We start from the raw sequence: 25907 nt of genomic DNA, 5'->3' as shown, positions 1-25907 counted from the left end.
TGTGATTGGGTTCGAAAGATATTCGCTATCAAATAAAAGAGTTTGGGTGGCAGGTCATCGTGGGATGGTCGGCGCAGCTATAGTTCGCCGTCTTCAAGATGAATCATGTGAAATCTTAACCGTAGAGCATTCAATTGTTGATCTGACCAGGCAATGTGACGTTGAAAAATGGTTGCGTGATAATCAGCCCGATGTAGTAATTATTGCGGCGGCAAAAGTTGGTGGGATCCACGCAAACAGTGCTTTGCCGGGAGAATTTATTTATAATAACCTAATGATCGAAGCTAATATTATTCATGCATCCTATTTAAATAAGGTGGAGAAGTTACTTTTTTTAGGCTCGTCTTGTATTTATCCAAAGAATACGCCTCAACCTATAAAAGAAGAGCAGTTATTAACTGGAGAATTGGAAGAGACAAATGAATGGTACGCGGTCGCTAAGATTGCGGGGATTAAAATGTGTCAGGCCTATCGAAGGCAATATGGGTGTGATTTTATCTCAATAATGCCGACAAACCTCTATGGTCCAGGAGATAATTTTCATTCTGAATATAGCCATGTTCCTGCGGCATTACTAAAAAAAATGCACGAGGCAAAGATAGAGGAAAGACCTAGTGTCGAAGTCTGGGGAACGGGTTACCCTCTTAGGGAGTTTTTACACGTATATGACCTATCGGATGCTTGTATTCATGTTTTGAAAAATTATTCAGAAGATAACCACATTAATGTGGGGACTGGGTCAGATATATCGATAGCAGATTTTGCAGAAATGATTAGAAGTATTGTTGGATATAATGGACGAATAATATTTGATCCAAGCCGCCCTGATGGTTCTCCACGCAAGTTACTTGATGTTTCAAAGTTAAAAGAATTGAATTGGCGGCCTCAAATTGTATTAAATGATGGGTTGGCTGAATATTATCAATGGTATTTGGATAACCAAAGCTTTGTCAGGCAATGATTTTAAGAAGGAATAGACGTGAAAAAATCAGCACTGATTACTGGAGTTACAGGTCAGGATGGGGCTTATCTTGCCGATCTCTTATTGGCTAAGGGGTATGAAGTTCATGGAATAAAACGCCGCTCGTCTTCTTTCAATACGGGGCGGGTTGATCATATATACCAAGATCCACACGTTTCAGATAATAATTTTTATTTACATTACGGCGATTTAACTGATGCGACAAATTTAATTCGTTTGGTACAAGAAACACAGCCAGATGAAATTTATAACTTAGCAGCGCAAAGCCATGTTCATGTCAGTTTTGAAACGCCTGAATATACAGCGAATTCTGATGGTATGGGGGTTTTGCGTATTCTTGAAGCTATGAGAATATTGAAATTGACAGATACTAAATTCTATCAGGCTTCTACTTCAGAGTTGTATGGAAAAGTTCAGGAAGTGCCGCAAAGTGAAACGACGCCTTTTTATCCGCGCTCTCCATATGCTGCAGCAAAATTGTATGGGTATTGGATTACTGTAAATTATCGAGAAGCTTACGGAATACACGCTTCTAATGGTATTTTGTTTAATCATGAAAGTCCAATTCGTGGAGAAACCTTTGTTACACGGAAAATCACGATGGCTATATCTGCCATAAAAAATGGTCAACAAGAGTGTTTATATCTAGGCAATTTGGATGCAAAACGAGATTGGGGTCATGCAAGAGATTATGTAGAAGGAATGTGGCGAATTTTACAACAAGATGTACCTGGAGATTATGTGCTTGCAACCGGTGAGGCTCATTCTGTAAGGGATTTTGTTGAAGTAGCCTTCTCCATAGCTGGATATGAAATTTCTTGGAGAGGTGAAGGGGTAGATGAGATTGGGTTCGATATAAATAGCGGTCAAACTCTAATTCGGATTGATCCTAAATATTTTCGCCCATCAGAAGTTGATTTTCTTCTGGGAGATCCCAGTAAAGCTGAAAGAGTTTTAGGATGGAAACACACCACATCCTTTAAAGAGTTGGTTTCAGAAATGGTATTATCTGATCTGTCATGAAAAAAGATATTTATTGAATAAGAAATAAGGCAGAGCTGAAAATATGGATTGCATGAAGGTAATTGCAGAAATTGGTATCAATCATGGTGGAGATATTGACGTCGCGCGTAAACTGATAAATATAGCTGCTGATGCAGGTGTTTGGGGGGTGAAATTTCAATATCGAAATTTATCTAATACTTATACGACAGCTAAACGAGAGATCGGTGATGAAATACTCCTCAATGAAATAAGAAGAAATTATCTTTCTCCTGATACTATATTGTTGTTATCAAATCATGCCCAAACCCTTAATTTAGCATCTGGCATAAGTTTTTTTACTCCTGATGATATAGGTGATTTTGCAGACCAGATTCAATGCTTTGATTTTTTTAAAGTTCCTTCGGTTGAGTTTACCAATGTTCCTCTCATTAAGGAACTGGAGCGTTATGATAAGGACTGTTTTATATCAACTGGTGCTTGGGATGAGGGAGTTATCGAAACTATTCTCCCCCAGTTGAATCCATCGATATGGACGCCGCTACATTGTGTTTCAAATTATCCGGTAAACCTTTCTAACAGTAAATTAGGCTATCTGGTATATTTGCAAAAAAAATGGGACCACTCGTTTGGTTATTCGAGCCATGATGAAATGTGGGAAACTTGCCTCTTGGCAATGCAATTGGGGGCAACTGTCATTGAGAGGCATATTACTCTCGACAAGGTTGCATCGGGGTTGGATCATAGTTCGAGTTCTACTGGTGAAGAATTTTCTAAATTGGTGGCTTTTTCTAAAAATTTGAAATTAATTCAATCTGGAGATAGTCCACGTAGCCCAAATCAAGGAGAGTTATTGAACCTCCAGAATTTGGGTCGTTCGTTCTATGCCAAAAGAGAAATACGATGTGGTGAGAAAATTGTGCCAGAAGACGTGGTTTTACGATCACCACGAACTGGCTTAGGAATGGAACGTTCTTCGGAGGTATTTAAAAAGAGCGCAATACGGACTGTTGTTAAAGGGGGAGTTCTGGACAGCTCTGTTTTCGATTCTCCTTCGAAGGTTTCAGATGAAACCATTCAATTTGCTAAAGATCATTTAATTTCACTACCTGTAAGATTTCACGACTTTGAGTTGATTGAATCTAAGTATCCTATTGGTCGTTATGAGTTTCATTTATCATTTGGGGATTTGAGAAATGAAATTAATCATAAAACATTTTCTGGAACAAATGAGTATAGTATTCATCTGCCTGATTATATAAGTTCTACGATGCTAGTTGATCCTTTTTCCACGGATGAAGGTCAGCGGCAGGGAAGCTTGGATATTATTAATAAAACAGTAGAGCTTTCCAAGGCGTTACAAGATCATACTGGGAAGGATGTTCTCGTCGTTGGTAGTTTTTCATTGGTACATCAGACATTAAACATTTTTTATCAACAGCACGCTGAATTATTGAGTAGTTACTTGAATCAGGGGGTAATGATTCTCCCACAGTGGCTTCCACCGATTGCATGGTATTTTGGGGGGGCTGTACCTTTAAGGGCTATGAATAATGTTGAAGATATTGCGCATCTAAAGTCTTTCGACATGCCTATATGTATGGATGTCTGTCATTTGGCTATGGGAGATACATTATTCGATTTTCAATCACAGGATGTTATTAAGGATTTGGAGACAAATATTCGCCATATACATATTGCTGATGCAGCTGGGTATGATGGTGAAGGCGTCGAGTTTGGTGCCGGGGATAAAAAAAATCAAGCCGTTATCGACTTGGCAATGGGACTGGATAGAATAAAGGTAATAGAGGTTTGGCAAGGACACTTAAATAAAGGTGCAGGTTTTGCCAAAGCTCTTTGTTCCCTTCACGAGATGTATAATGGTGATTAATCAAAAAAAGAAAACGGCATTGATTCTTGGGGCATCAGGGCAGGATGGGGCTTTGTTAGCATCTGATCTTATTAAGCAAGGTTGGAGGGTTGTCGGAGGAACTCGTCGTGGAAATACAAATAAATATTGGAGACTTAAAGAACTTGATATTTTTCAGAAAATTGATTGGATAAATATCAACCTTCAAGAACCATATCTTGTATTAGATTTAATAAAGTCAGTTAAACCTGACCACTTGTATCATTTTGCTGGTGAAAGTTTTGTTGAAGATTCCTTCCAGTTACCAGCAAACACGATGCAGACTAATTACTTGGGATGTTTAAACGTCCTGGAGGCAGTAAGAATTTCTTCCCCCGAAACTCGCTTGTTTTTCACTTCTAGTTCAGAAATTTTTGGGGAAGATGTTTCTGGAGAAGGCTTAGATGAAGATAGTATTTGTAACCCCCTTAATCCTTATGGAATTTCAAAACTAGCATCACAGCAACTGATTAACATCTACCGAAAACGGTACGGACTTTTTGCCTCTTGCGGAATCATGTTTAATCATGATGGTCCTTATCGTGCCAGGAATTTTGTGACTAGAAAGATTACATATAATCTAGTTCGTTTAGCAGAAGAAAACGGTGAGCCTATGCAATTGGGTAATCTTGCGGCAGAACGAGATTGGGGGATGGCTTCTGATTATGTCAAAGTGATGCCGGAAATTTTGAGCCTAAAAGAACCACAGGACTTTGTCTTTGCAACGGGTAAGTTGACTTCAGTAAAGAGCTTTCTCGTTCAAGCTGCCGAGGCCGTTGGTTTTTCTCCAATTTTTCAAGGGGAAGGTCTGGAGACAGTTTGCATCGATGATAAGACAGGTATGCGACTTGCTGAAATATCAAAACAATATTTTCGCCCTCAAGAGACGCCTCCGTTGAGGGGCAATGCTTCAAAATTACGAAAACATACAAATTTTAAACTTAGCTATCAATTAAGCGATATTGCACAAAAAATGGTAGAGGCCGACACGAATAGACGAATGAACGGAAACATAGATGTTTAATGAAATAAAAGAACGGCTTGAAGGCTGCGTGTATACAATATTTACACCATTTAATGATGATAATTCAATTGATTACAGTTCTTTGGATCGGTATCTAGAGCATATTTATCGTACCGGTGGGCGCAAGTTTTATGCAATGGCCTATAACTCTCGTTATTCCCAACTAACGCATAAAGAAATTATGGAATTAAATGCTTTTTGTATTCGGAAAGTGAAAGAGCTTGATCGTCAAAATGTAATTATTGTTGGAGATCCTATTCATTGTTCTACATCGGAAACTATAGAGTTTTCACGTCATGCGAAAGAAGAAGGGGCTGATTTGATCTCTCTGTTGGTGCGTGAAAAGTACTTTTCTGATGATCAGATATTAGATCATTATGCAGAAGTTGGTCGTGAATCCAATATGGGAATTTTAGTGCATGAGATGCCTTTCCTTTCTGGGGAGGATGGTACGCAAATGCATTGGCCGAAATCTTTGTTACAATCTTTGCCAAAAATTCCACAAATTGCTGCGTTAAAAGAAGATGCAAAGGATTTTCAGATGACGTGTGTCGCTTTGGAGCTGGAGCCTCAGATACGTGTTGTTATCGCAGGGAGAAAATCGGTATTCATGAACTACCGTCCCTACGGGGCCAAAGCCTATCTCAACGGAATATCTATGATTGATGCTAGAATTGGCGAGGCTTTCTGGAACGCTTACAAAGCGAATGATAATGAATCGATAAATTTTATACTGGATAATATTGAAGGGCCGTTTTTTGATGGCTGTGTTGCGAAATATGGCTGGCACAGAACTAATAAAGCATTATTGCAAGCTGCAGGTTTAATGCATAGAAGAGATCGTATGCCGATGCCACATCTTAATGATGAAGAGTACGGTGAAATCGAAGTGATTTATAAAAGCACGCATAAAAAAGTTAACGAGTTTTTTGATAAATGACGGTTACTGCATTTGTGCCTGCTCGCTCTGGATCTAAACGACTAGCGGGAAAAAATATTAAAGATCTTGCCGGTAAGCCGTTGGTTATTTGGACGCTGGAGGCTGTTATGCAATCCAGTAAAGTGGATCGTGTCATCTTTTCTACTGATTCCATTGAATATTGGGATTTGGCCAAAAATTACTTCGATAATGATAAGCTTTCTCTTGATTATAGAACAGACCAAGAAGCTGGAGATAAAGTTAAAATATTTGATTATTTGGTTGGGGCACGGGAAAAAATATTTTCAGAAGATGATGATATTTTCCTTCTTGCATTACCAACTATACCTTTACGTACAACGGCGCAGGTTGATGAAGCTATAACTTTATTTGCTACCCAAAAAAAACCAGTGTTCTCGGCAACTGAGTATGGGTTTTCTATTAATTTTGCCTTTCATTGCGAAGAAGAAGGAAATTGGAAACCAGTTTTGTCTGCCTCCCCTCTACTAACCGGTAACACCCGTAGCCAAGACCAAAAAACAGCGTATCATCCCAACGGAGCGATTTACGTTCGGAAAATAAGCGATCTTAAAGATAAGGAATTAAAAACCTTATATCAAAATGCAATCCCATACTTTATGGACCGAAATACGTCTGTCGATATTGACAATGAAATTGATTTCATTGTTGCGAAAGCTCTCGCAGAGGCCAGTAGGGCCGGAAAATGATGTCTGGTGGGATCAATTTTGAGAGGGCGCTGGAAAAAATAGTGTTCTTTGAGCAAGAAAACGATGTTACTAAAATTAAGTATCACGACATTAGAATTTGGCCGCTTCTAAGAGCCCATATTGTGAGATCATGGCTTGTTGAAGATCTCCAACCGCTTGAAACCAGAAAGCAGGGGGCTGAAAAGTTAAAAAAAAGACCGTTGTTTCGCCGGTTAGAGATTTGTATTCGCGAAAAAATTAAGCACTTTATGGCCCAAAAAAAACTTGCTCGTAAAGGCAAAAACAAAATTTGGGTGTTGCCTGGTCAATTAGGGCATGCAGAGCGGATAGAAGAAGGTCTAGTCGATCGATTTGCTGATACATTGCAGGTCGTCTTGCCTAGAGAAGACTTGTTCAAACTGGTCTTCTCAAGTTCTAAGAAGATCAATAATTTTGTTTATCCTGCTTTTAATTATGAGTTAGGCCATCTTACGCATAGAGCTTTTTGGCAGAATAAAAATAACCCCATTAAATTCTCGGATATTACTGATTACTCGAAAATTATTTCGCTAATAGATAGTGACTTAGAAGAATTTAATGAAAGATTCAAAAAAGATTTAGGCCTCATATTAGTTTATGCGAATGACATGACCAAAGTATTGTCAGCAAGTAAGCCTAAGGCCATCTTTACTGTATGTTACTATTCCATAGTAAACCTTGCAATATTACTTGCCGCGAAACGTGTTGGTATTCCTGTCATCGATATACAACATGGTAAACAGGGTAGCTATAATGTGAATTATACTCATTTTACGGAAGTACCGAAAAATGGATGGGACTTATTGCCAAATTATTTTTGGAGTTGGGGTAGTACATCAGCTGAAAATATTTCCAGACATCTCCCCGCAAAATTGAAAACCCATAAGCCGGTTGTTATAGGATATCCGTGGTTAAGTTTGTGGAAAACAGGACATCCCTTTAAGTTGCCAGAAGAGCATATGAGTTTTTTAGAAAGAATAAAAAAAGCTGATATGTCTATTCTGGTAACCTTACAACCGCTTGCCGACCCTATCAGTGAAGTTCTTTTAGAGGCGATGGAAAAAGCCCCTGAAGGATGGTTGTGGCTGATAAGAATGCATCCGAATATGGTTTTTAACAAGGCTGAGCTGATTGAAAGAATTGCAAAAGTTGCTCCAACAAAATTTGAAGTAGAAATATCGAGTGAAATATCTCTTTATCCTCTTTTAAAGTCAGTAAAACATCATGTAACTGCTTGGTCCAGCGTCGCTTATGAGGCATCTGCATTGAGAATACCTACGTCGCTTATAGATCCAACAGCACTTCAGTTGTATTCGGATGAAATTTATAGAGGGGAATTTTTGTACAGTGAAACAGGACAAGCTCTTCTCAAGAATATTAGTTTGTCTAAACAGTGTATGTCAGTGGTCCCTTCACAGTACATTGAGGCAGATTTGAGTGAAAATATACAGAAATTGAATCTCTTTTTGAAAGACGAACTTGGATTGTTATAAATGTATTAGGGTTGTTTTAGTGGTTCCTTTTAAACGATATTCCAATGCCCGCACCGTTATACCAATGATCAAGTGGTTTCTCTTGAAAGTAGAGAAAATTTCTATTGGTTTGCAGAGAATAGTTTAGAAGTTCATTTGTACTTTGAGAGTTGTCACTGAGAATAACTGATTTGGCTCGAATATTTTTTTTGATAGCGTTGTATTCTTGTATTTCATAACTTGGGGAATGATCACTGTCATTTATAAACATATCAATGGTTTTCTCGAATGCTTTTAGCGTTTCTAAGGAATCACCATACAACACTGTTCCAAAATCAGCATATTTACCCGATAATAAATAGCCAGCTTTAGGATAGATATCTGTGCCATAATAATAACCAGGAAACCCGTCTGCTTTATTGCGCTTTAGCGCTGCAGCCAAAATACAAGCTCCAAGCCCTTTATCTACACCTGTTTCTACAATTACTTGCGGTTTTATGACACGGGCGATTACATACCATCCCAATCTTCTTCCAAATTTCACATTTTTATCAGCGACAAAAGAATGTTCATTTTTTTCCGTCGCGTCGGATATATGGAGGGCTAAATCTGTATCTGCCTCTAATTCGGTAATGAAGCCCCAAACTTCACTATATGGTCTTGATAAGACTTCAGCTAAAGTTGCTGCTAGATGTGTTTTGTTTAATGGAGTTAAGTCATAGGTATAATTTGTTATTTCTTTAGAGTGTATTAGCCATTTTACCATTACTCTCCCTTTGACCAGATATTGTTTTAAGGGATACTTAGATCTTTGATACATTAATATAAGACGCCCAATATAAGGGAGACGAATTAATTTCCTCAATAATTTATGGGCCAATTACTTTCCTCTAATATATTAAGTGATTATTTTTATTTCTATTAAGGTCCAATGAGTATTGTTCATTCGAGTAAGTCAAGCCAGAATTGAATAGAAAATGAGTATATTAGTTTTCAATCTGATGATCGTACATGCCTTATAATAAGATGGATTTTTAATGAAAGTTGTACAGCTAAATCGTTGGGATGTTAAGGGGGGAGCCGCAATTGCAGCTTACCGCCAACACAAGGCTGTTCAGTCGATCGGCACGGATTCAACAATGTTCGTTCGGGAAAAGTTGAGTGATGATTGTAGTGTTCAAGAACTTGATATCAATAATATAACAGTTGAAGATATTGCGCAGCGAGACTCGATACGCAGGAAGGCAGAAACTCTCTTATCTATGAACAAGGGTGAGATTGGCTCGCATCTTGGTCCTTTTAGCTTACCCTTTGCTCCATTTGGGAAGCAAATGCTCAATCAATTACCTGATGCGGATATATTAAATTTACATTGGATTAGCGGCTTAGTGGATTTTCCTGAGTTCTTTAGTCATGAAAAGACGCAAATACCGATAGTTTGGACATTACATGATATGTACCCCTTTACAGGAGGTTGCCATTACTCGGGCGCATGTGGGAAATTTGTAAATGAATGTGGTGCGTGTGAATATATCTCTTCAAATAGAGAGGTAGACTTGTCACGAAAAATACATGAGATTAAAAGTAATGCGCTATCTTGTGTGCCATTTCCTATCACGGTAGTAGCTCCGAGTAAGTGGCTGGCTAGGCAAGCAAAGCGAAGCTTGATGTTTAAGGACTTCGATGTTCACGTTATTCCCTATAGTTTGGACCAGCATCAATTTAAGCCTCGGTCTCAAAAAAAAATTCGTGAAGATCTTAATTTACCGAGCGATAAAATTATCGCGTTTTTTCCTTCGGATTACGTGTCCGATCCGAGGAAAGGCCTAATCTATATTGAGCAGGCCTTTAGAGGTTTAACTGAAAATGAGGCACGTCAACTCCTGTTCGTAACGGTTGGTAACTCCAGCGCCCAAAAGAATGGTTTGGTTGAACAGCTTTCCCTTCCTTATGTCAGTGATCCTATTGTGATGAGCAAGTATTACAATGCTGCCGACTTTACCCTTTTGCCGTCTATTGAGGATAACTTACCGAACATAATCTTGGAATCTATGTCAAGCGGGACACCTCTGATCGCGTTCAATACAGGAGGGGCTCCAGATTTTATTGTTGATAATAAAACCGGATGGCTCGTAGAGAAAAGAAATGTAAGCAAATTAGTTGATGCGATTAGATCTGCTATTTCTTCTCCGGAAAAGATTTTAGAAATGGGAAATACTGCTCAAGACACTGCAAAAAAAGAGTTTGCGATGGAATTACAAGGAAAGCGCTATCTGAGGTTATATGAGAAACTCAAGGAAGCATGTTCTTTGAAGGCAATAATATGAAGAGAATTTTGGTTACGGGTGGAGCAGGCTTTATCGGCAGTCATGCTGCTATGTTGCTTAAAGAAGGAGGATACCTGCCAGTCGTTTATGACAATTTGAGCACAGGACACAGAAATGCTGTTAAATGGGGACCTCTCGAAATCGGAGATCTTGGAGATTCTGAGCGGCTACTAGATGTTATGATTGCCTATAAGCCGCAGGCTGTTTTTCATTTCGCAGCAAAATGTTTGGTTAATGAGTCAATGGAAAACCCATTAGATTATTATCAACAGAATGTTAGCGAGACGATTTCGTTACTCAAAGTGATGAAAAAAGTTGGCTGTCATCAAATGGTTTTTTCCAGTTCATGCGCAACGTATGGGGATGCAAATTTAGATACAATTACTGAAGACCTTCCTCAAAATCCAATTAATCCTTATGGCAGATCCAAGCTAATGGTTGAAAGCATTTTAAAGGATGCAGAGAAAGAGTTCCCTCTAAAATCTGTAAGTTTGCGGTATTTTAATGCCGCGGGTGCTGATCCTTCTTCTCGAATAGGTGAAGACCATAGGCCTGAGACACATATTATTCCTGTCGTGTTGCAATGTGCGTTTGGAAGTACGGATATTATTCATATCTTCGGAGATGATTACGCAACGAAGGATGGCACATGTGTAAGGGATTTTGTACATGTTGTGGATATAGCAAGGGCGCATATTTTAGCTTTAAAATGGCTTGAGACTGGTCAGAACTCGGAACAATTTAATCTCGGGCTTGGTGAAGGGTACTCAATTTTAGATATAATTAAAGTATGCGAAAACGTGACTGGAAAGTCGATTGCTTACGATGTACTTACGCGTCGCCCGGGAGATCCTGCAAGGTTAATTGCTTCAGCTAAGAAGGCAAAAGACAAATTAGGGTGGCAGCCAGAAAGAAGTGAGTTGAAGATAATGGTTTCTGATGCTTGGCGTTGGATGCAACGAAAAAATGGATGATGGTTTGATATTTAAAGGAACGATGCAGAATGTCATTTTACAGGTTGAAAAAGTTGTAAAAACATTCCCTCGGCGTGTCAGTGGTACGGTAATTTGTGATGGTGTTCAGTTGGAATATGTAGATCTTCACAGCTTCTATTATCAGGCAAAGCAAATCTTTAATGAAAAACTATACGATTTTGATATAGAAAAACAGGCGCCGAGAATTATTGATTGCGGTGCACACATAGGTCTTGCAACGCTCTATTTTTATCGAAAATTTCCAGATGCGGTAATTACAAGTTTTGAAGCTGATCCCAATATATTCAAAGTACTTAAAAAGAATATCAATGCCATGGGATTATCGGATAAGGGTACTAAAAACCAAGCCGTATGGATTTCTGATAATGGAGTGTCCTTTAACTCAACTTCTGACGATTCAGGTTATGTGAGTGATGATGGTATCAAAGTGCCATCAATCCGCTTGCACGATTTATTAGCAGATGAAGTTGAAGTGGATTTGTTGAAATTAGACATAGAAGGTGCTGAGTTTGCTGTGATCGACGATTGTGTCGACATGCTGCATAAAGTGAAACACGTAATTGTTGAAGGCCATATTCTTAAGGATCAAAGCAATTTTCCTTCAAAGCTTGGTCAGATGCTTGCAAAATTTGAAACAATAGGAATGAAATATGTTTTGAGTGACTTGCATTCGGCGACTTGGATTAAAGGGAAACAGAAACCACCATTTCATTCAATAAAATCGGATCGCTATATCTGCTCCGTATTCGCTTGGTGGGAGGAATAGTACCGTGGCGTTTGTGATGCTTAGTCTTAGGGGAGTAGGAAGTCCTTGACGAAATTTATGGAATTAATGTCTTTTTATTCCTCTTATCTAGAAGAAATATACGGGCGAAATCCAGAACTGTTTGGAGGCTCTTATGCTACTCAGATGAAAGCACTTGAAGAAGATGCCTTTTCCGGAGGACATTTGTTTACTTCTGCTATGGAAAAGCATGGGTATGAGAGTTTATTTGCTGTTGTAAATTGTAAGCAATCACAGCAAACGTGGGCTAAAGAACATGGAATGATCTATGGGCAATCGACAAGAGAGAAAATTATTTGTGCTCAGATAGATCACTTTTGCCCTGATGTTCTTCATATCGCAGATCCTGTGGCATTTAATCCAGTTTTTCTCGATAATTGTAATTGGAAACCAAGACTTGTTGTCGCTTGGCGAGCTGCCCCAATCCCCGATGATGTAGATTGGCGAAATGTTGATTTAATGGTTTCCACTCTCAAAGTATGTAGGGATAAAGCTATTCATTCGGGGGCCCGTGCGACTGAGACCTTCTTGCCCGCCTTTCCAGAATTTGTAGCCGAGGAAGTCACTCATATAGGAAAAAAATGTGATGTAATTTTTGCAGGGCAAATTGGTTATTTGCATAACAAACGTCAGCGATTTCTTGAGCATTTAGCAAGAGTGCCTGAATTTCAGGAGAATAAATATTCTTTAAGGTTGCATTTGGCTAACTGGACTTCAATGGACTTAAGTGAAATGGAACAATATATCCAGCCTACGGTATGGGGGATGGAAATGTTTCGGACACTCAAAAGTGCGCGAATAGTTGTTAATAATCATATTGATATGGCTGATAATATCGCCTCCAATATGAGGATTTTTGAAACGGTCGGCGTTGGTAGTTTCTTACTGACAGAGCAGTGCCATGAGTTAAGCGAGATATTTGAGCCTGGAGTGGAAGTGGAAACGTATAATTCTCTTAGTGAAATGGAGGATAAAATACGATTTTACTTAAAGCACCCTGAGAAGCGCGAAGAGATTGCCCGAAAGGGGCAAGAAAGATGTCTGAAAGATCATGGGCTGAGAAAGAGATCGGAAGAATTGAATGATCTTATTGGTAAGTATTTGTTATAAAATTTCTTAAGGTGGCTAGATTCCCATTCGAAGTGCACACTGATATGTACCGGAGTTGCGATGGGAAATAACCTGCTCCCCAATATGTACTCACTTATAAGTTAGCAGTGTTTCTGTTTTGCAGTGCTCCCGAACTTACCTCCAGAGGGTTTTAGACTTTTGCTCTCTACTCATGTTGACAGACTGGTTTTGCAAACATAATCGGGGGGTATATTCCCAATTGAGCTATGTGACCGTTCTTCATTATAGTGTTTACGCCATTTCTCTATCTTTTCGCAAGCATCTTCCATTGAAAGGAACCAATGGGCATTTAAGCATTCAATGCGTAATTTAGAGTTGAAGACTTCGACAAACGGATTATCGGTTGGGTTTCCTGGGCGGTTGAAATCCAAGGTTACATTGTTTTGATAAGCCCATAGATCTAGATCACGAGAAAAAGGTTAACTCAAAATCAGGGACTTTTTTAGGGGAGCAGGTCATGAGGTAAGATAGTCAGGACCCTAAAAGATATATAATTGAGTAGGAAAAAGTATCAAATTTTACACAAATTGAATCAAAGTATGTAGCCTTCGATTAGTGGTACCTTGAATAAACGGGGTAATTTTCAATACACTTTTTAATTTTATCGAAATCATAGCTTTCTATTTCATTTTTAGGATCATATTTACTAGCAGGGCTAATGTTGGGGCATAGAATACCAGTTTTTCTGTCTATACTCGTTCCGACTAGCTTAGAGCTTTCTCTGCGATGAGGTTCCCCATCAGTATTGACAAATTCTTTGTCTATTACGGGGGCAGATGTGTTTCCTAACCAATTGCAGATATTTGAAATATTTGCATGAGGGTTTTCAAGTATATCTTCATAATAAATTATTTTGAAATTTGGGTTGTTTTTTAAAGTTTCTAGCTTCTTGGCGTAAGCTGTAGTCATAGCTACAGACGTTTGCATATCCATTGAGAATGCCTTCTGAGCAGAGAGTGCTCGATGAAAAGGATTACGTACTACTGCGAGCCAATAATGATTTTTACGATTTAGCCAAATTGGGGCGTAACTTATTGCTTGATTCCACCTTAGCGATAGTGTCTGTACGTTTGCTGTTTCACAAATATCTGAATAAAGTTTATCCAAATCTGATAATGAGGACACATCCCTGTCTAAAAGAGACAGCCATGTTTGATGATTAAGTGAACCGTATTGCCTAAGGTCTTCAATTTTGTCTAATGTAAATTCTTTCATCTGTTTCCAGCTGATAGTTGTTTTAGTGTAATATTTTTTTTCATCCGAATTTGTACATCTGTTTATATTATCATTAAATGAAATTGGATCAGTGGCGGAATGTATATTTGCTAGTACACCACCTTCAGGCCACGGGTAACCCATAGAAAGTAGTTCATGAAAACATCCTCTTAGAGCTATTGTGTTCGTTTGGCTGTTAATTATAGAATTTATTAAAGTCGTACCAGATCGAGCTAAACCGTCAACAACCAAAACTTTATTCATGTTAGTTTCTTCCTACTAATTATAGCTTGTTTCTATTTGTTATAAGTTGGCCATTAATCTGATATTGAGCATGCCAACTTGTTAATGAATGCTATTGTTCACAAACTACATCTGTTGGCATAAAAAATGATTATAAGAGTGTTTTAGTTTTTCCATTCAAGGTAGGTGATTTATTGATGGTCGATAGTTGTGTACGCGGGTATGGAAAAAGGTCCAACATCTCTCATTATCTTTAAGTTATTTTCACTGCAAAATTGAATTAATGCTTCGGTCTCCCCGCCTTGTTTTTTCTCGTCAATACATATGATACCACCTGGCATCATATGGTTTTTGAAAAGCCTCATCGATTCCAAGGAAGCTCCATATGCATTACAATCAATGTATAAAAGTGCTATTCGAAGATAACCAGGGGAGCGAACATAGTATTTAGAAGATGCAATGAATTCATTGGCCGTTTTTCGAATGTCTCCCTCGATGAATTGGCAAATATGAGTAAGATTTTGGTCTTGAATTCTTTTTTTTACAAAATTAAGACTCAAGTGGTCATATCTATTTTTGGGTAGATATGAATTATTTTCTAGGTCTTCATCCGTAAAGCCAGAAAAGGTATCAAACCCATAATAATTTCGAACGTTTTCTTGTCTATATGCTTCAATTAATCTACCAAAAATTATTGAATTTCTGCCCTCTGCAACACCAACCTCAACGATATGCCCAGGAACATGCTGAACTTTTTCGAATACCTTATAGAGCCACATAATATAGGTGAACTCGCTTTGATCTAAATATTCCTCTTTCATTTAGTGTTCTCCTACAGTTTCTAGTGAGGTTGAATTGTATTTATTAACAATTTCTTCTAAGCTATTTATTTAACTCAAGTCGTATTATTTCGTAACCCTTACATCTCGTTGATAAAGGTCAAAAAGGTTGTACCCATCCCATATGTGCGAAAAAGTATGAGCTTTCCCTATGGGAATAAGGGTGTCGAAGAATGGGCCATTTATTTCTTCAGATAAGACATTTAGTTCTTCAGTCGTATATCCATAATAAGATAGAGTTTGCTCTTTCGAGGATATCACTGTCGTTAATTCAGAAATTGCTTTAAAGCCTGTTTCAATCAGGATGCCATTCCCTTTATTAAAGTCGTGTATATTGAGCAGATCTTCTTTTGTGATTCTTTTAGTAGTCAAAAAAGAAATATCACTAGGAATTGAATGCTGCTTGCTACCCGTTAGCAAAGCCATCAGGGAGTAGAGATTTTCGTGCTTTTCGACCATGCCGGCCAAGTCTATCTCATAAGAGGTTCTGCCTGATAGTAACCCCAGAATTTTGCGCAATATTTTGGACGAATGCTCTCGTTCATCTTCAGTACCTATCCAGCATAGGATCTTTGGTGAAGTACAAGCTTGTTGATCGAAAAGTGTGATATCATTTCGTAATTTTTTAACCAATTCAATTTGCTTTGTTTCTCCAAGCTCTAAAAACTGATTAGTTTTTATAACTGCCCATGAGAAGCGATCAGAAAAACTAACGTCCATTGCTTTGGGGGCAAGTGGTACCGTCCTTATTTTTTGAACGGTTTTATTTCCGCCCCAGATTAACCGGAGATCACAATTTTGAGAAATAGCTTCTGTGATTTCTTTTTGGTGGTCATAACTAAAAACATGAAAATTGTTTGCGATTTCTTGATGTTTTGCAGACCTTAGTAACGCCCTGATTATATCGCATAGAATAAAAGAGTTTACAGGGGCGCTCGGTGATATACGAATGATCACTTTGTTACCAGTTAAGAGAGCAAGTGCCATTTGATAACAAAAAAGCAGTCCCACGTTTGTTGGTGGCATTAAAAAGACAACACCACGGGCTCGTTTTTTCGCTTTTTGGGCTTTTATAGCTTCAGTTCTGTCATGAACTAAAGGCAGAATACTTCCTTTTCTGAGCCAAAAGGCCAGTGCAGAGATTTCTGGGTCCTGAGAGTGTGATACTGAATTGAAAAGCTCATGAGAAAGCGTATTTAAAAACTCTATAACTCTTTGTTGTGAAGGAGGAACATAAGAGTTTGAAAGTAGCAGGTTTGATCTCAACTGTTCTAATGATATTGTTTTTTTTTGTGGAATTAGTTGTTGAAATTTCATTGATCACCTTCTGCCTTGAAGGCGTGAGTGTCACTACAGCCACGTATTTCTGCTCGAGGAACTCTTCGTGTAATCTCTAAACCAGGCATAGTACTTTCTGGTGATTTGTGAAGGATACCCATATCGCTTGTTAGGATAGAATGGCCTGGATAACTAAGTGGTAAAAGGGAAAGAAGCTGTATTAAACCTTCTTCTCCGTGGGGGACAGGCTCAAGTGAATAGGGGTCTCGAATGATAACATCTGAAAAGGCGGGTGGATAAAGAAGACCTTTACAACCTTCTAGGTAAATACTGCCGATTTGTTCGACGAGACCGTAAAAATTTACACAGTTACAAAGATTGGTTTTTTCCTGAAAGCCTATCTTGAAATCAGTAGGACTAACTGATTGGTTTTGCATCTTCTTCCAACCACCACTGTGAATCAAGATGCCATTGGATAGGTCAGTTGTTGTTGGACATTCCTTGAGGAAATAATACCAAGCCATAAAAGTGAAGCCAAATATAATGAATGGCCCTGTGCCATGTTGCCTTAAAAACTGTTCGACAAGAGAAACATCGAGATTAAGTCGTTCGTCCAGAGCAAAACAATGCGAATGCCCAAACCTCATGAGCCCTAATATTCCTGCACCTCTTGCGGTTAGAGGTTTTTGTTTAATGGTTGAGGGGGCGTCAATAATTAACATTGGGAGGCGTTTATCGCCTGCTATGGATTTAATGCTTTTTGTTAAGGCAAGAGATTGTCGACGGCTGGTTTCTTTGTCGATAAATATTTGGCTAGGATTTTGCCCGGTTGTACTACTTGAATTTAAAACTGTAACGATATCATTATTATTTGGGATACTATGCAGTTTTAAATTTTTAAAAAGGTTTACGGGGATAAAGGGTATATCTTCGAGAGCAATGCAGTTTTGTCCTTGATATCCGATTGCTTTAAGAATGTTCGCGTATTTTGGACAATGTTTTTTATGGTAGTTTGTTAGCTCAATTAAACCTTTCACCAAAGAAGTATTTTTTTCTTGGGCAGAGAGCGCATATTCATCTGTAGTGAGTAACTGTTCAAAGCTCATAATAGTTTATGCAATTTCTGGAAATCGACCTTGCCCGATTCTTGTCTAGGAAATTCGGAAATTAAATGAAATTGTATCTGTTTTCCTGGGAAATTGTAATTGTTTTTAAATAGCTTATCTAATTCGTCTTCCTTATCATCCTCGTGATAAAATGCATGTAATAGGTTGTTGCCCTCTAACAGAATACAGGGACTACAAAGTGACAATTTCTGTTCTATGTCTTCTAGGCTGATGCGGTGTCCGTAAATCTTGGCAATTCTTTTTTTTCGACCTGTTATATACAAGAATTCATCTTTATCTATATATCCCAAGTCGCCGGTGGAGAGTTTTGTGATTGGTTCTTGGTCTGGAGAAAGACTTTTTCTGTCTGCAGCGTATCCTCGCATGACACTCGGGCCTGTGAGGATTATTTCATGTTCTGTAGGTGTGATTAATATTTCTGTGTTGTTTAGTGGCTTCCCAACAGATCCTATTTTTTCAGGATAGTGCTTTAAATTAAAGCTGGTAATTCTTGGAGATGCTTCCGTTTGCCCATACATAACAAAAAAATCACTATCGCGAGTAAGCTGTTTTAAAAACGTAGCTTGTTTTTCCTTGTCCAAGGCGCCGCCTGCAACGGAGAATTTTCTAACGCTAGGAATTCTAAGCCTTTCTAATCCAAATTTGAGTATCGTTTCTATGTGAAACGGAACGGCAGGGAAAAAAGTGCATTGATACCTGTCTATATCTTTCCAAAAAGGTTTTTCCATTAGTGTGCTGGAGGTGACAACGAGTTTAGCCCCAGCACGTGCATGGCTTATGAGGACTGATAGTCCATATGAGTAATGAAAAGGGAGGTGACAATATGGTATGTCTCTATCGGTTATCATCATTGATCTTTCAACAGAAGAGACATTCGAGCTAATATTCTCTTCTGTTAATTGAACAAATTTAGAGGAGCCAGTGCTACCGGACGTTGTTAACAGTAACCTTATATTTTTATCGATAGGAAGCGGAGAGCTGGTCTTTGGAATGTAAAGCTCTGTATTCGGAATTATCTCGTGTTCACAATGTGTGTAGGAGCCCGCTGAGGGCGTATTTTCTTTGTTTGAAAATATAAAGTCTGGTGAGAAATTATCTATATAATCGTTTAAAATATCATTACCGATTTTGGGAGGAACTAGGCAAAGAGTATTATCGGTAGAAAGAAGAGCGAGAATGAATTTAGCGGAAATTAGCGTGTTCTGGGGTTGGTAAAATATTAAGTTGTTCTTGTTTTTTCCAAAATACTTTATAATTTTTGTTCTGCAGGAAAGAATATCGTTATAAGTTGCACAAGACCCATCAATTGTGTCGACCAAAGCTATTTTGTGGGCATTTTTTTGAAATGATGCTTTTAGGCATTTCAAGTTCGCATGCCCCCATCAACGCCAATTATTTGTCCTGTTACGAACGATGAAAGATCACTGGCCAGAAAAAGGGCTGCTTTGGCAACTTCTTCTGGTGTACCCAACCGTTTCAGCGATGTGTTTTGAATATGAGATTTTGTTATGTCCTCATTAAGATGAGAGATCATATCCGTTTCTATTAAGCCCGGAGCCAGGGCATTTACGCGAATACTTAGGGGGCCTAGTTCTTTTGCTGCTGATTTGGTGATCCCAATAACAGCGGCTTTTGACGCTGCATATGCGGTTTGTCCTGCCGCGCCTTCAACGCCAATGATGGATGACATATTTATAATAGATGGCGCCTTACTTTTTCGCATCAAACGAGAAGCCAATTGTAGGCAGTACAAGGTACCGTAAGTATTAACTTGAAAAATTTTTTCAAGATTATCCTGGGTTATCATTCCAACAAGACGATCTTCCAAAACACCAGCATTGTTCACGAGTATGTCGAGTTTCTTATGACGTGAAAAAATGTCTTTAAACATGTTCTTGATCTGTACTTCGTCAGAAATATCACAAGCCATAATATCGGGAGATATCCCTGTTATCGCTTTAATTGCTGCTGCTGTTTCACGACAGTGATCGGCATGGATGCCATGTAGAATGACAGTGGCTTTGTGTTGAGCAAACAGGCAAGCAATGCTTTTTCCAATTCCTCTGGAGGAACCAGTAACTAAAGCTATCTTGTTTTCAAGAAGAGCAGTCAATTCCGTGATCTCTTAATATGGAACAGGCAATATCAAAACAGTTCATGTCTATAATTTGCTCTGTTTCCATGAGGATATCAAATTCAGTTTCTATCGCAGCGACTAACTGCATGTGCCCGACCGAATCCCATTTGAGGATTGTATTGTATTCTAATGATTGAATTTTGTTCGTGTCATCAACTTCAAGAACGGTCTTGAAAACACTTATAAGGCGTTCGTGATTATTCATTTTCAGGTATATGTTTTAGTTTTAATGGATTTCGTGTCGAACGTCATAATCTTCATTATTGAAAATATACTGCCACGCTTGTTGCTTGCTTGTGTCAATAAACAAAGGAGCACGCATGTTGACAGACTTCACTAGACGGTCAGGCATTCTTCTCAATGTAGTTACCAACATAACACCGACATGCTCGGGAAGGATTGATAGCTGTTGAATTGCGAGGGCCAAGTTTTCATCAGAAATGATACCACTGGAAAGGTCATATGGCTTAAGTATAAAAGTCAGGTCTGCTTCATCTACAGATTGTAATAGCATGAAGCCATCCAAAACGGGAATCGGAGACACTGTTAATCCGAACTCTTTATACTCTGAAAAACCAACCATTCCTTTCGGGATCTTGATGGTTTTGTCGCGATCTATTTCCATCACCCCGAAACGGGTTTTCAGTGTAATTACGTTATTTGACACTTCTTCGGCCTTCGGCATTGTGATCCCGGCTAAATCTTGAGCTTTATAATTTTGTTCCAAGTCCAACATAATGGGCTTTCCAGTCACAATAGGCAACCATGATTAACGAATAGTAAGCGTGAAATCACAAAGGCTTATCTAAGGTAATTTAAAAGAGTGGTTTCATTGATCCGTGTCAGGCTGATATATGAGGCCTGAAGTTGCACTTGATCAAAGGCCAGTTTACTGGTTGCTTCTGCGATATCAACGTCTTCGATACCAGAAATTGTATTTTGTACATAGGTCTTAAAATCGGCGTGATTTTTATTTGCGCCTTCTAAAACGGTCAGCTGTGCGCCGATTTGACTTCGGAAGTTTGCAACGCCATCCAGCGAGCTCTGGAGTAAATCGTATGCTTCTTGTAACACCGTGGTGTCGTTATTTGTTCCTGCATACTCTACATAGGCAAGACTTCTGAGTATTTTCTCGAAAGTGGGATCATCTGCTGTGATACCGTAAGTCAGGTTGGCATCTTGGTCGATTCTGTTGCTAAGTTTAACGTTATCACCGTCGTAATAGTCAAAATCGGCAGTAAAGGTTCCTGGTAAACCTGCCTGCGGTGTGTAGGCAGGATCTGAGAGGTTAATAGGTGGTGTATCTGTAAGGCTGCCAGAAAAAAGATACCTGCCTTCGTGTTGTGCGTTCATTAAAGCTGTGATTTCCTGACGGAAGCTGACGGCAAATTGATCCAGCGGAATTTCCTGAATATTTGAACTATTCAAACCGTTAAGGACATCGCTTAGCAAGTTTGTAATTCGTGCAGACATGGTCGCCATGTTACTATCCATGATTTCCAATCTAGTTGTCGTGGTTTGGATATTGCGTTCAAATTGGGTCGTGCGTACGTTATCGCGCTGTAGGCTCACTAATTCCAAAGCTTGAGCTGAAATATTTGTGTATTCCTGCGTTACTTTACCGCTGGCAATTTGTACTGTTCTATCCGAAACTTTTGCCTGTGTTGAGGCCATGTTCGTTTGCAATAGTTGATTTTGAGCATAACTGGAAACGCGAATCATCTATTTTCTCCTTAGGCGAGCTCAATAACGGTATCAAGCATTTCACCTGTAATTTGTATTACACGTGCTGCGGCGTTATAGGCATTTTGAAAAATAACCATGTTGGCGAGCTCTTCATCCATATTAACACCAGATTCATTCTGCATCTTCACCTGCAGATCCCCAGCGAGGGAGCTTTGAAATGATAATGAGCTTTCTGCTGCTTGTGCCGTTGTTGCGCTGTAAGATAGCATGACACCTGCGTAGCCACTTATTGTGGTGGAAGTCACATCCGGACCGTTTGAGACGCCGTTGAAAGTATAATTTTGTTCAAAGACAGCGGCGAGTTGGAGCGCAATATCATTATTACCTGAGCCCAACGCATAGTTAGGTGGTGTGCCACTAAGACTCCCTCTTGAAATATTTGAGGGGCTGTCAATCATGTCCTGCCTAACGACGATGCCCGAGGAAATGCCTGTCTGAGTACCCTGCCCTTCAACAGCTGGAACCGTCGTAGACAATTGTGGCGTAACGAAAAAATCATTTAAGCCGAAAAAATTTGAAAACCCGTTGTAGTTTTCATTTACCGTATCGCCATCAGCATCATACTGAATGACAGAATCACCACTGTTTGTTGCTGCACCTGTATCTTTAAAAGCCAACCGAACGTTGCTATTTAACTTAATTTCAAGTCTGCCGTCAGCATCAAAGCCAGCCGTGCCGTTGGCGCCAAGAAATGTGTTAATGGCTGTTTGAACAGCTGCTGGGGTTGTCGCACCCGCAGTAATTGAGCCCATGGCGCCAACCATTGCACCGCTTGAGTCGAGTAAAACCATGTTGACATCGCTGCCGATGGTCATCGCCTGGGCTGTGTTTGGAAAAGACCTGGATCCGAGCATTGTTGCGGGGTCAAGAGCACCTGTACCCAAGCCCATAGGTGTGTTGGCACCTCTATTGTGAGCTTGGTTGACTTGATCTCGCAAAGCTGCAGACATTTGGTCTAGTTGGTTTGTCATTGCCGGCAGGATCGTATCACGTGCTTTGAAAAGGGCCCCTAACTTACCGTCTGTAATACTTGATGTAATATCGTTTGCCGCTGAAGGACTGGTTCCTGCATTCAGATGAATGCCGTCGAGCACGGCGGGATAGGTCTCATTGGCTGTAATAAGGGTCGTTTGTCTGAACGAAAGATCTGCCTGAAAACTACCGCTAATCAGTGTGTGACCTGTTTTTGTTAAAACATTTACTTGGTTTTTATCTGTTTGGAAGTACTGGATATCCATATATTCAGCGAGTTTATCGATAGCTTGGTCCCGTTTGTCTTCCAAATCGCCGGTTGGTAGTCCCAAGGCAGTTTGACCGGGAATTGTACCGTTTATCTCTGCGACGATATTGAGCTGAAGCTCTATATCATCAACGGCCTGTTTAATTTCAAGATCAGCACGCATACGTTCAGCTTGAACAGTATCAGCCATATCACGGATACGTTGCGCTAGAATTGTGCCGTTGTTTACCGACGTAAAGTAGTTTGACGAGATCTCTGGGCTGCTTCCCAGGTTTTCAAGAGATGAATTGAATTTATCGATTAGATCGCCAACAGAGTTTTTATTTGCCACGGATCCAAACATTTGTTGAATGCGGTTCAGATAGTTACTTTCCGTTTGTATAGAGGCAAGTGTTGTTGTTTCTTCTCTGAAGTCTCTTTGAATCAGCGTGTTGACATTACGCCGGATCGTATCAGCTGTGACACCTGCGCCAAGGCCAGCAATAACCTGAGTTTCCTGTAAGAGAACCTTACGGCTATAGTTCGCATTATTGATATTTGCCAGGTTTGAGGATGTGACGGCCAGAGCATTCTGGTTCACCTTCAGTCCTGTCAATGCGTTGTTCATTGCGATGGTTAGCGACATAATGTCCTCAAATCTTATTTCTTTATAATTTTAAGCAACGTTTAGAAATTAGAGACACTGATTCAAATGCATGGGCGTTGTTGCCTGGGCTGTCTGGGCCTTCTGGGCGGCAAGAACACCTGTTTGGGAATAGCTTGTACTGCTTTTGATTTTTTGTTCTTGAACAGCCTCAACGACTGCTTGCATCAAGCGTTCATTGCTTGTTTTTGCGGCAAGCAAGGCGGTCTCGTTTTCGGTCACTGTTGTGTTAAGTAACTGAATGACATCACGGAGCTCTTCTTTTAACAAAGGATCCAAGTGTTGCATGAAAGACGGATCTTTCTTCAGCTGGGATGAACCCTGTTCATAAGCGTTTACGAGAACGAGCTTCTGTTCTTGTAACTCGCTCATCTCTTTGATTTTCATCGCACGGAGAAGTTCAATTTCTCGGCTCATGACTGAAACAAGACCTTTAACCGTGGTAATGACACTGTGAACAGTTGTTTCAGGTATGTTTTGTGTTTTAGGGGCTGTAGTCATTTAAACCTCCTGCAGCTTTATGATTTCGCGATAGACAGCATCGGAGATTCCGACACCACCTGATTCGGCAAGAGATTTTCCGTACTCTTGTACCATGAGAGAACGAAAAATTTTCTCTCCAGAACCGCCACCCATGGGACCATCGGTAGGTAGGCTCTCAAAAATTGGAGTTAACATTTGTGTTAGAAAAACAGCTTCGAAGTCTTTGGCTGTTGCCATTGCTTCGGCTTCGCTTTTGGGTTTCATACTGGCAAGGGATTGGGCTTTGCCAACAATCGTATCGTTGATTATGTTTTCTGCGTATGTCTGTGTATCTATCAGCATTATAGCAACTCGATATCAGCTTGAAGAGCGCCAGCAGCTTTGATGCTTTGTAAGATTGCAATCATGTCTCTAGGGCCAACGCCCAATGCGTTAAGGCCGTTCACGACTTCCTGAAGAGTTACGCCCGAAGGAAGAAGGGCAAGACGTTTGTCGCTATCGTCATCAATTTCAATTTCAGTACGATCAACAACTTCTGTTGTGCCTGTGTTTGAAAAAGCATTCGGTTGGCTGACTTGTGGTGTCTCTGTAATGCGGACTGTGAGGTTGCCCTGGGCTATCGCGACGGTACTGATCCGGACATCGTTGCCAATGACAATGACGCCAGATTTTTCATCAATAACGACTTTTGCCGGTGTATCAACGCGCACAGGTAGTTGTTCAATGTCTGTCAACATTGCAACTGTATTACCTCTGTAGCGCTCTGGAACATCCAGTTGGACGGTAGAGGGATCTGTACTAACAGCGGAATTTCCGCCGAGCTGAGTATTGATCGCTTGTGCAATACGTCTTGCTGTTGTCAGGTCAGGATTTTTAAGGGCGATTTTAACGCTCTGAAGCTCTTTAAGGTCGAAATCGATTTCGCGCTCAACAATTGCTCCATTTGAAATCCGTCCTACAGTTGGTACGCCTCGGGTAATTGTTTCAGCATTCCCGGCAGCACTGAAACCGTTTATGGCGATCGGACCTTGACCAACCGCATAAACTTCACCGTCAGCACCCATCAGTGGGGTTACAAGTAATGTACCGCCCTGAAGGCTTTCTGCTGTTCCAATCGCAGAGACAGTTAAATCAATACGTGCGCCTTGGCGGGCGAAAGGGGGAAGGTTCGCTGTAATCATAACAGCGGCAACATTATCGGTATCAAGATTGTTGTCTCTTGCATTAACACCTAAACGCTGTAACACACCGATAAGGCTTTCACGGGTAAAGACCGCATCGTCAATGTCATCACCTGTTCCGTTAAGACCGACGACCAATCCATATCCTACTAAAAGGTTGTCGCGAATGCCTTCAAAGTTGGCAATATCCTTAATCCGTGACTGGGCAGAGGCATCTGAAACTTGAACAGCAAATGATACAAGTAACGCACCAAAAAGGACCGTTGCTCTGTATAAGATGTTTATATGTTGTACTAAGCTCATTATTCTACCCATTGTTTGGCTGGCCTTTGTTACGACTTTGAAAACCAACGCGATGTTCACTGTACCTTATGCGAATTTCGTGCCAATATGATAGGGGCTTGACGATTGGCATGAAACTGCCAATTTATAAGGAATAATTTTGCTTCTGATTGAGAGCTGGGTAACAATGGTGCTATTGATC

Annotated in this window: 24 protein-coding genes and 1 pseudogene; 11 read left to right on the top strand and 14 right to left on the bottom strand. The window is 39.8% G+C overall.

The window, feature by feature from the left end:
- Nucleotide 1 precedes the first annotated feature (1 nt).
- From fcl to ACN0QW_RS07400, 7 genes are read left to right on the top strand one after another with little or no spacing between them, the layout of a single operon-like run.
- A complete protein-coding gene (gene fcl / locus ACN0QW_RS07430) occupies nucleotides 2-961 on the top strand; it encodes a GDP-L-fucose synthase (protein ID WP_417430160.1) in 960 nt (319 codons plus the stop codon).
- 18 nt (nucleotides 962-979) lie between these two features.
- Complete coding sequence (gene gmd, locus ACN0QW_RS07425; RefSeq protein ID WP_417430158.1) at nucleotides 980-2005, top strand: GDP-mannose 4,6-dehydratase; 1026 nt, start codon at nucleotides 980-982, stop codon at nucleotides 2003-2005.
- 52 nt (nucleotides 2006-2057) lie between these two features.
- A complete protein-coding gene (locus ACN0QW_RS07420) occupies nucleotides 2058-3875 on the top strand; it encodes an N-acetylneuraminate synthase family protein (RefSeq protein ID WP_417430156.1) in 1818 nt (605 codons plus the stop codon).
- Nucleotides 3865-4917: a GDP-mannose 4,6-dehydratase gene (locus ACN0QW_RS07415; RefSeq protein WP_417430154.1), complete on the top strand. Its 1053-nt coding sequence runs from the start codon at nucleotides 3865-3867 to the stop codon at nucleotides 4915-4917. The genes ACN0QW_RS07420 and ACN0QW_RS07415 overlap by 11 nt, the downstream gene beginning before the upstream one ends.
- A complete protein-coding gene (locus ACN0QW_RS07410) occupies nucleotides 4910-5857 on the top strand; it encodes a dihydrodipicolinate synthase family protein (protein ID WP_417430152.1) in 948 nt (315 codons plus the stop codon). The genes ACN0QW_RS07415 and ACN0QW_RS07410 overlap by 8 nt, the downstream gene beginning before the upstream one ends.
- Nucleotides 5854-6564, top strand: a complete 711-nt coding sequence (locus ACN0QW_RS07405; protein WP_417430150.1) for a cytidylyltransferase domain-containing protein — start codon at nucleotides 5854-5856, stop codon at nucleotides 6562-6564. Before ACN0QW_RS07410 ends, ACN0QW_RS07405 begins: the two co-directional genes overlap by 4 nt.
- Nucleotides 6561-8075 (top strand): hypothetical protein, encoded by a 1515-nt coding sequence (locus ACN0QW_RS07400; protein ID WP_417430148.1) that lies wholly within the window; start codon nucleotides 6561-6563, stop codon nucleotides 8073-8075. Before ACN0QW_RS07405 ends, ACN0QW_RS07400 begins: the two co-directional genes overlap by 4 nt.
- 16 nt (nucleotides 8076-8091) lie before the next feature.
- Here ACN0QW_RS07400 and ACN0QW_RS07395 read toward each other — a convergent pair whose 3' ends face one another.
- On the bottom strand, nucleotides 8092-8934 hold the full coding sequence (locus tag ACN0QW_RS07395) for a class I SAM-dependent methyltransferase (protein WP_417430146.1): 843 nt from the start codon (nucleotides 8932-8934) through the stop codon (nucleotides 8092-8094).
- Nucleotides 8935-9091: 157 nt separating this feature from the next.
- On the opposite strand from ACN0QW_RS07395, the gene ACN0QW_RS07390 reads away from it, so the two are divergent.
- Genes ACN0QW_RS07390 through ACN0QW_RS07375 form a run of 4 tightly spaced genes read left to right on the top strand, consistent with a single transcriptional unit; the run spans nucleotide 9092 to nucleotide 13270 of the window.
- A complete protein-coding gene (locus tag ACN0QW_RS07390; RefSeq protein WP_417430144.1) occupies nucleotides 9092-10381 on the top strand; it encodes a glycosyltransferase in 1290 nt (429 codons plus the stop codon).
- Nucleotides 10378-11355 (top strand): UDP-glucose 4-epimerase GalE, encoded by a 978-nt coding sequence (gene galE, locus ACN0QW_RS07385; protein WP_417430142.1) that lies wholly within the window; start codon nucleotides 10378-10380, stop codon nucleotides 11353-11355. Before ACN0QW_RS07390 ends, galE begins: the two co-directional genes overlap by 4 nt.
- Entirely contained in the window at nucleotides 11348-12142 is a 795-nt protein-coding gene (locus ACN0QW_RS07380) for an FkbM family methyltransferase (RefSeq protein WP_417430140.1), read from the top strand. Before galE ends, ACN0QW_RS07380 begins: the two co-directional genes overlap by 8 nt.
- Nucleotides 12143-12187: 45 nt before the next feature.
- On the top strand, nucleotides 12188-13270 hold the full coding sequence (locus ACN0QW_RS07375; protein ID WP_417430138.1) for a glycosyltransferase family protein: 1083 nt from the start codon (nucleotides 12188-12190) through the stop codon (nucleotides 13268-13270).
- Nucleotides 13271-13440: 170 nt separating this feature from the next.
- On the opposite strand, the pseudogene ACN0QW_RS07370 reads toward ACN0QW_RS07375, so the two are convergent.
- The 13 genes and pseudogenes from ACN0QW_RS07370 to ACN0QW_RS07310 all read right to left on the bottom strand — a co-directional run.
- Nucleotides 13441-13704: pseudogene (locus tag ACN0QW_RS07370) on the bottom strand (integrase core domain-containing protein); the annotation flags it as partial.
- Between the two features lie 139 nt (nucleotides 13705-13843).
- Nucleotides 13844-14770: a hypothetical protein gene (locus ACN0QW_RS07365; RefSeq protein ID WP_417430136.1), complete on the bottom strand. Its 927-nt coding sequence runs from the start codon at nucleotides 14768-14770 to the stop codon at nucleotides 13844-13846.
- 170 nt (nucleotides 14771-14940) lie between these two features.
- Complete coding sequence (locus tag ACN0QW_RS07360) at nucleotides 14941-15570, bottom strand: class I SAM-dependent methyltransferase (RefSeq protein WP_417430134.1); 630 nt, start codon at nucleotides 15568-15570, stop codon at nucleotides 14941-14943.
- An 84-nt stretch (nucleotides 15571-15654) separates the two neighbouring features.
- A complete protein-coding gene (locus tag ACN0QW_RS07355) occupies nucleotides 15655-16905 on the bottom strand; it encodes an acyl-CoA reductase (protein ID WP_417430132.1) in 1251 nt (416 codons plus the stop codon).
- The gene (locus tag ACN0QW_RS07350; RefSeq protein WP_417430130.1) at nucleotides 16902-17972 is read right to left on the bottom strand and encodes an acyl-protein synthetase; all 1071 of its coding nucleotides are present in this window, start codon (nucleotides 17970-17972) and stop codon (nucleotides 16902-16904) included. The genes ACN0QW_RS07355 and ACN0QW_RS07350 overlap by 4 nt, the downstream gene beginning before the upstream one ends.
- Entirely contained in the window at nucleotides 17969-19360 is a 1392-nt protein-coding gene (locus ACN0QW_RS07345) for an AMP-binding protein (protein ID WP_417430128.1), read from the bottom strand. The genes ACN0QW_RS07350 and ACN0QW_RS07345 overlap by 4 nt, the downstream gene beginning before the upstream one ends.
- Entirely contained in the window at nucleotides 19357-20106 is a 750-nt protein-coding gene (locus ACN0QW_RS07340) for an SDR family NAD(P)-dependent oxidoreductase (protein ID WP_417430126.1), read from the bottom strand. Before ACN0QW_RS07340 ends, ACN0QW_RS07345 begins: the two co-directional genes overlap by 4 nt.
- Nucleotides 20107-20356: 250 nt before the next feature.
- On the bottom strand, nucleotides 20357-20884 hold the full coding sequence (fliW, locus tag ACN0QW_RS07335; RefSeq protein ID WP_417430123.1) for a flagellar assembly protein FliW: 528 nt from the start codon (nucleotides 20882-20884) through the stop codon (nucleotides 20357-20359).
- 47 nt (nucleotides 20885-20931) lie between these two features.
- On the bottom strand, nucleotides 20932-21852 hold the full coding sequence (locus tag ACN0QW_RS07330; RefSeq protein ID WP_417430121.1) for a flagellin: 921 nt from the start codon (nucleotides 21850-21852) through the stop codon (nucleotides 20932-20934).
- Nucleotides 21853-21863: 11 nt separating this feature from the next.
- On the bottom strand, nucleotides 21864-23741 hold the full coding sequence (gene flgK, locus ACN0QW_RS07325; protein ID WP_417430119.1) for a flagellar hook-associated protein FlgK: 1878 nt from the start codon (nucleotides 23739-23741) through the stop codon (nucleotides 21864-21866).
- A 48-nt stretch (nucleotides 23742-23789) separates the two neighbouring features.
- On the bottom strand, nucleotides 23790-24260 hold the full coding sequence (locus ACN0QW_RS07320) for a hypothetical protein (RefSeq protein WP_417430117.1): 471 nt from the start codon (nucleotides 24258-24260) through the stop codon (nucleotides 23790-23792).
- On the bottom strand, nucleotides 24261-24584 hold the full coding sequence (locus ACN0QW_RS07315; protein WP_299380698.1) for a rod-binding protein: 324 nt from the start codon (nucleotides 24582-24584) through the stop codon (nucleotides 24261-24263). It lies immediately after the preceding gene.
- Nucleotides 24584-25726: a flagellar basal body P-ring protein FlgI gene (locus ACN0QW_RS07310; RefSeq protein ID WP_417430115.1), complete on the bottom strand. Its 1143-nt coding sequence runs from the start codon at nucleotides 25724-25726 to the stop codon at nucleotides 24584-24586. Before ACN0QW_RS07310 ends, ACN0QW_RS07315 begins: the two co-directional genes overlap by 1 nt.
- Nucleotides 25727-25907 lie beyond the last annotated feature (181 nt).

Origin of the sequence: Kiloniella sp. (genome assembly GCF_048259265.1) — a bacterium.
Classification (GTDB): Bacteria; Pseudomonadota; Alphaproteobacteria; order Kiloniellales; family Kiloniellaceae; genus Kiloniella.
Note: the sequence above shows the minus strand (reverse complement) of the source record. Positions and strands in the feature narration are given on the sequence as shown.

Excerpts from the sequence above, each read along its gene's own strand:
- ACN0QW_RS07420 (WP_417430156.1), top strand. The coding sequence starts at position 2,058 with ATGAAGGTAATTGCAGAAATTGGTATCAATCATGGTGGAGATATTGAC.
- ACN0QW_RS07415 (WP_417430154.1), top strand. The coding sequence starts at position 3,865 with ATGGTGATTAATCAAAAAAAGAAAACGGCATTGATTCTTGGGGCATCA.
- ACN0QW_RS07410 (WP_417430152.1), top strand. The coding sequence starts at position 4,910 with ATGTTTAATGAAATAAAAGAACGGCTTGAAGGCTGCGTGTATACAATA.
- ACN0QW_RS07405 (WP_417430150.1), top strand. The coding sequence starts at position 5,854 with ATGACGGTTACTGCATTTGTGCCTGCTCGCTCTGGATCTAAACGACTA.
- ACN0QW_RS07400 (WP_417430148.1), top strand. The coding sequence starts at position 6,561 with ATGATGTCTGGTGGGATCAATTTTGAGAGGGCGCTGGAAAAAATAGTG.
- ACN0QW_RS07390 (WP_417430144.1), top strand. The coding sequence starts at position 9,092 with ATGAAAGTTGTACAGCTAAATCGTTGGGATGTTAAGGGGGGAGCCGCA.
- galE (WP_417430142.1), top strand. The coding sequence starts at position 10,378 with ATGAAGAGAATTTTGGTTACGGGTGGAGCAGGCTTTATCGGCAGTCAT.
- ACN0QW_RS07380 (WP_417430140.1), top strand. The coding sequence starts at position 11,348 with ATGGATGATGGTTTGATATTTAAAGGAACGATGCAGAATGTCATTTTA.
- ACN0QW_RS07365 (WP_417430136.1), bottom strand. The coding sequence starts at position 14,770 with ATGAATAAAGTTTTGGTTGTTGACGGTTTAGCTCGATCTGGTACGACT.
- ACN0QW_RS07360 (WP_417430134.1), bottom strand. The coding sequence starts at position 15,570 with ATGAAAGAGGAATATTTAGATCAAAGCGAGTTCACCTATATTATGTGG.
- ACN0QW_RS07355 (WP_417430132.1), bottom strand. The coding sequence starts at position 16,905 with ATGAAATTTCAACAACTAATTCCACAAAAAAAAACAATATCATTAGAA.
- ACN0QW_RS07350 (WP_417430130.1), bottom strand. The coding sequence starts at position 17,972 with ATGAGCTTTGAACAGTTACTCACTACAGATGAATATGCGCTCTCTGCC.
- ACN0QW_RS07330 (WP_417430121.1), bottom strand. The coding sequence starts at position 21,852 with ATGATTCGCGTTTCCAGTTATGCTCAAAATCAACTATTGCAAACGAAC.
- flgK (WP_417430119.1), bottom strand. The coding sequence starts at position 23,741 with ATGTCGCTAACCATCGCAATGAACAACGCATTGACAGGACTGAAGGTG.
- ACN0QW_RS07320 (WP_417430117.1), bottom strand. The coding sequence starts at position 24,260 with ATGACTACAGCCCCTAAAACACAAAACATACCTGAAACAACTGTTCAC.
- ACN0QW_RS07315 (WP_299380698.1), bottom strand. The coding sequence starts at position 24,584 with ATGCTGATAGATACACAGACATACGCAGAAAACATAATCAACGATACG.
- ACN0QW_RS07310 (WP_417430115.1), bottom strand. The coding sequence starts at position 25,726 with ATGAGCTTAGTACAACATATAAACATCTTATACAGAGCAACGGTCCTT.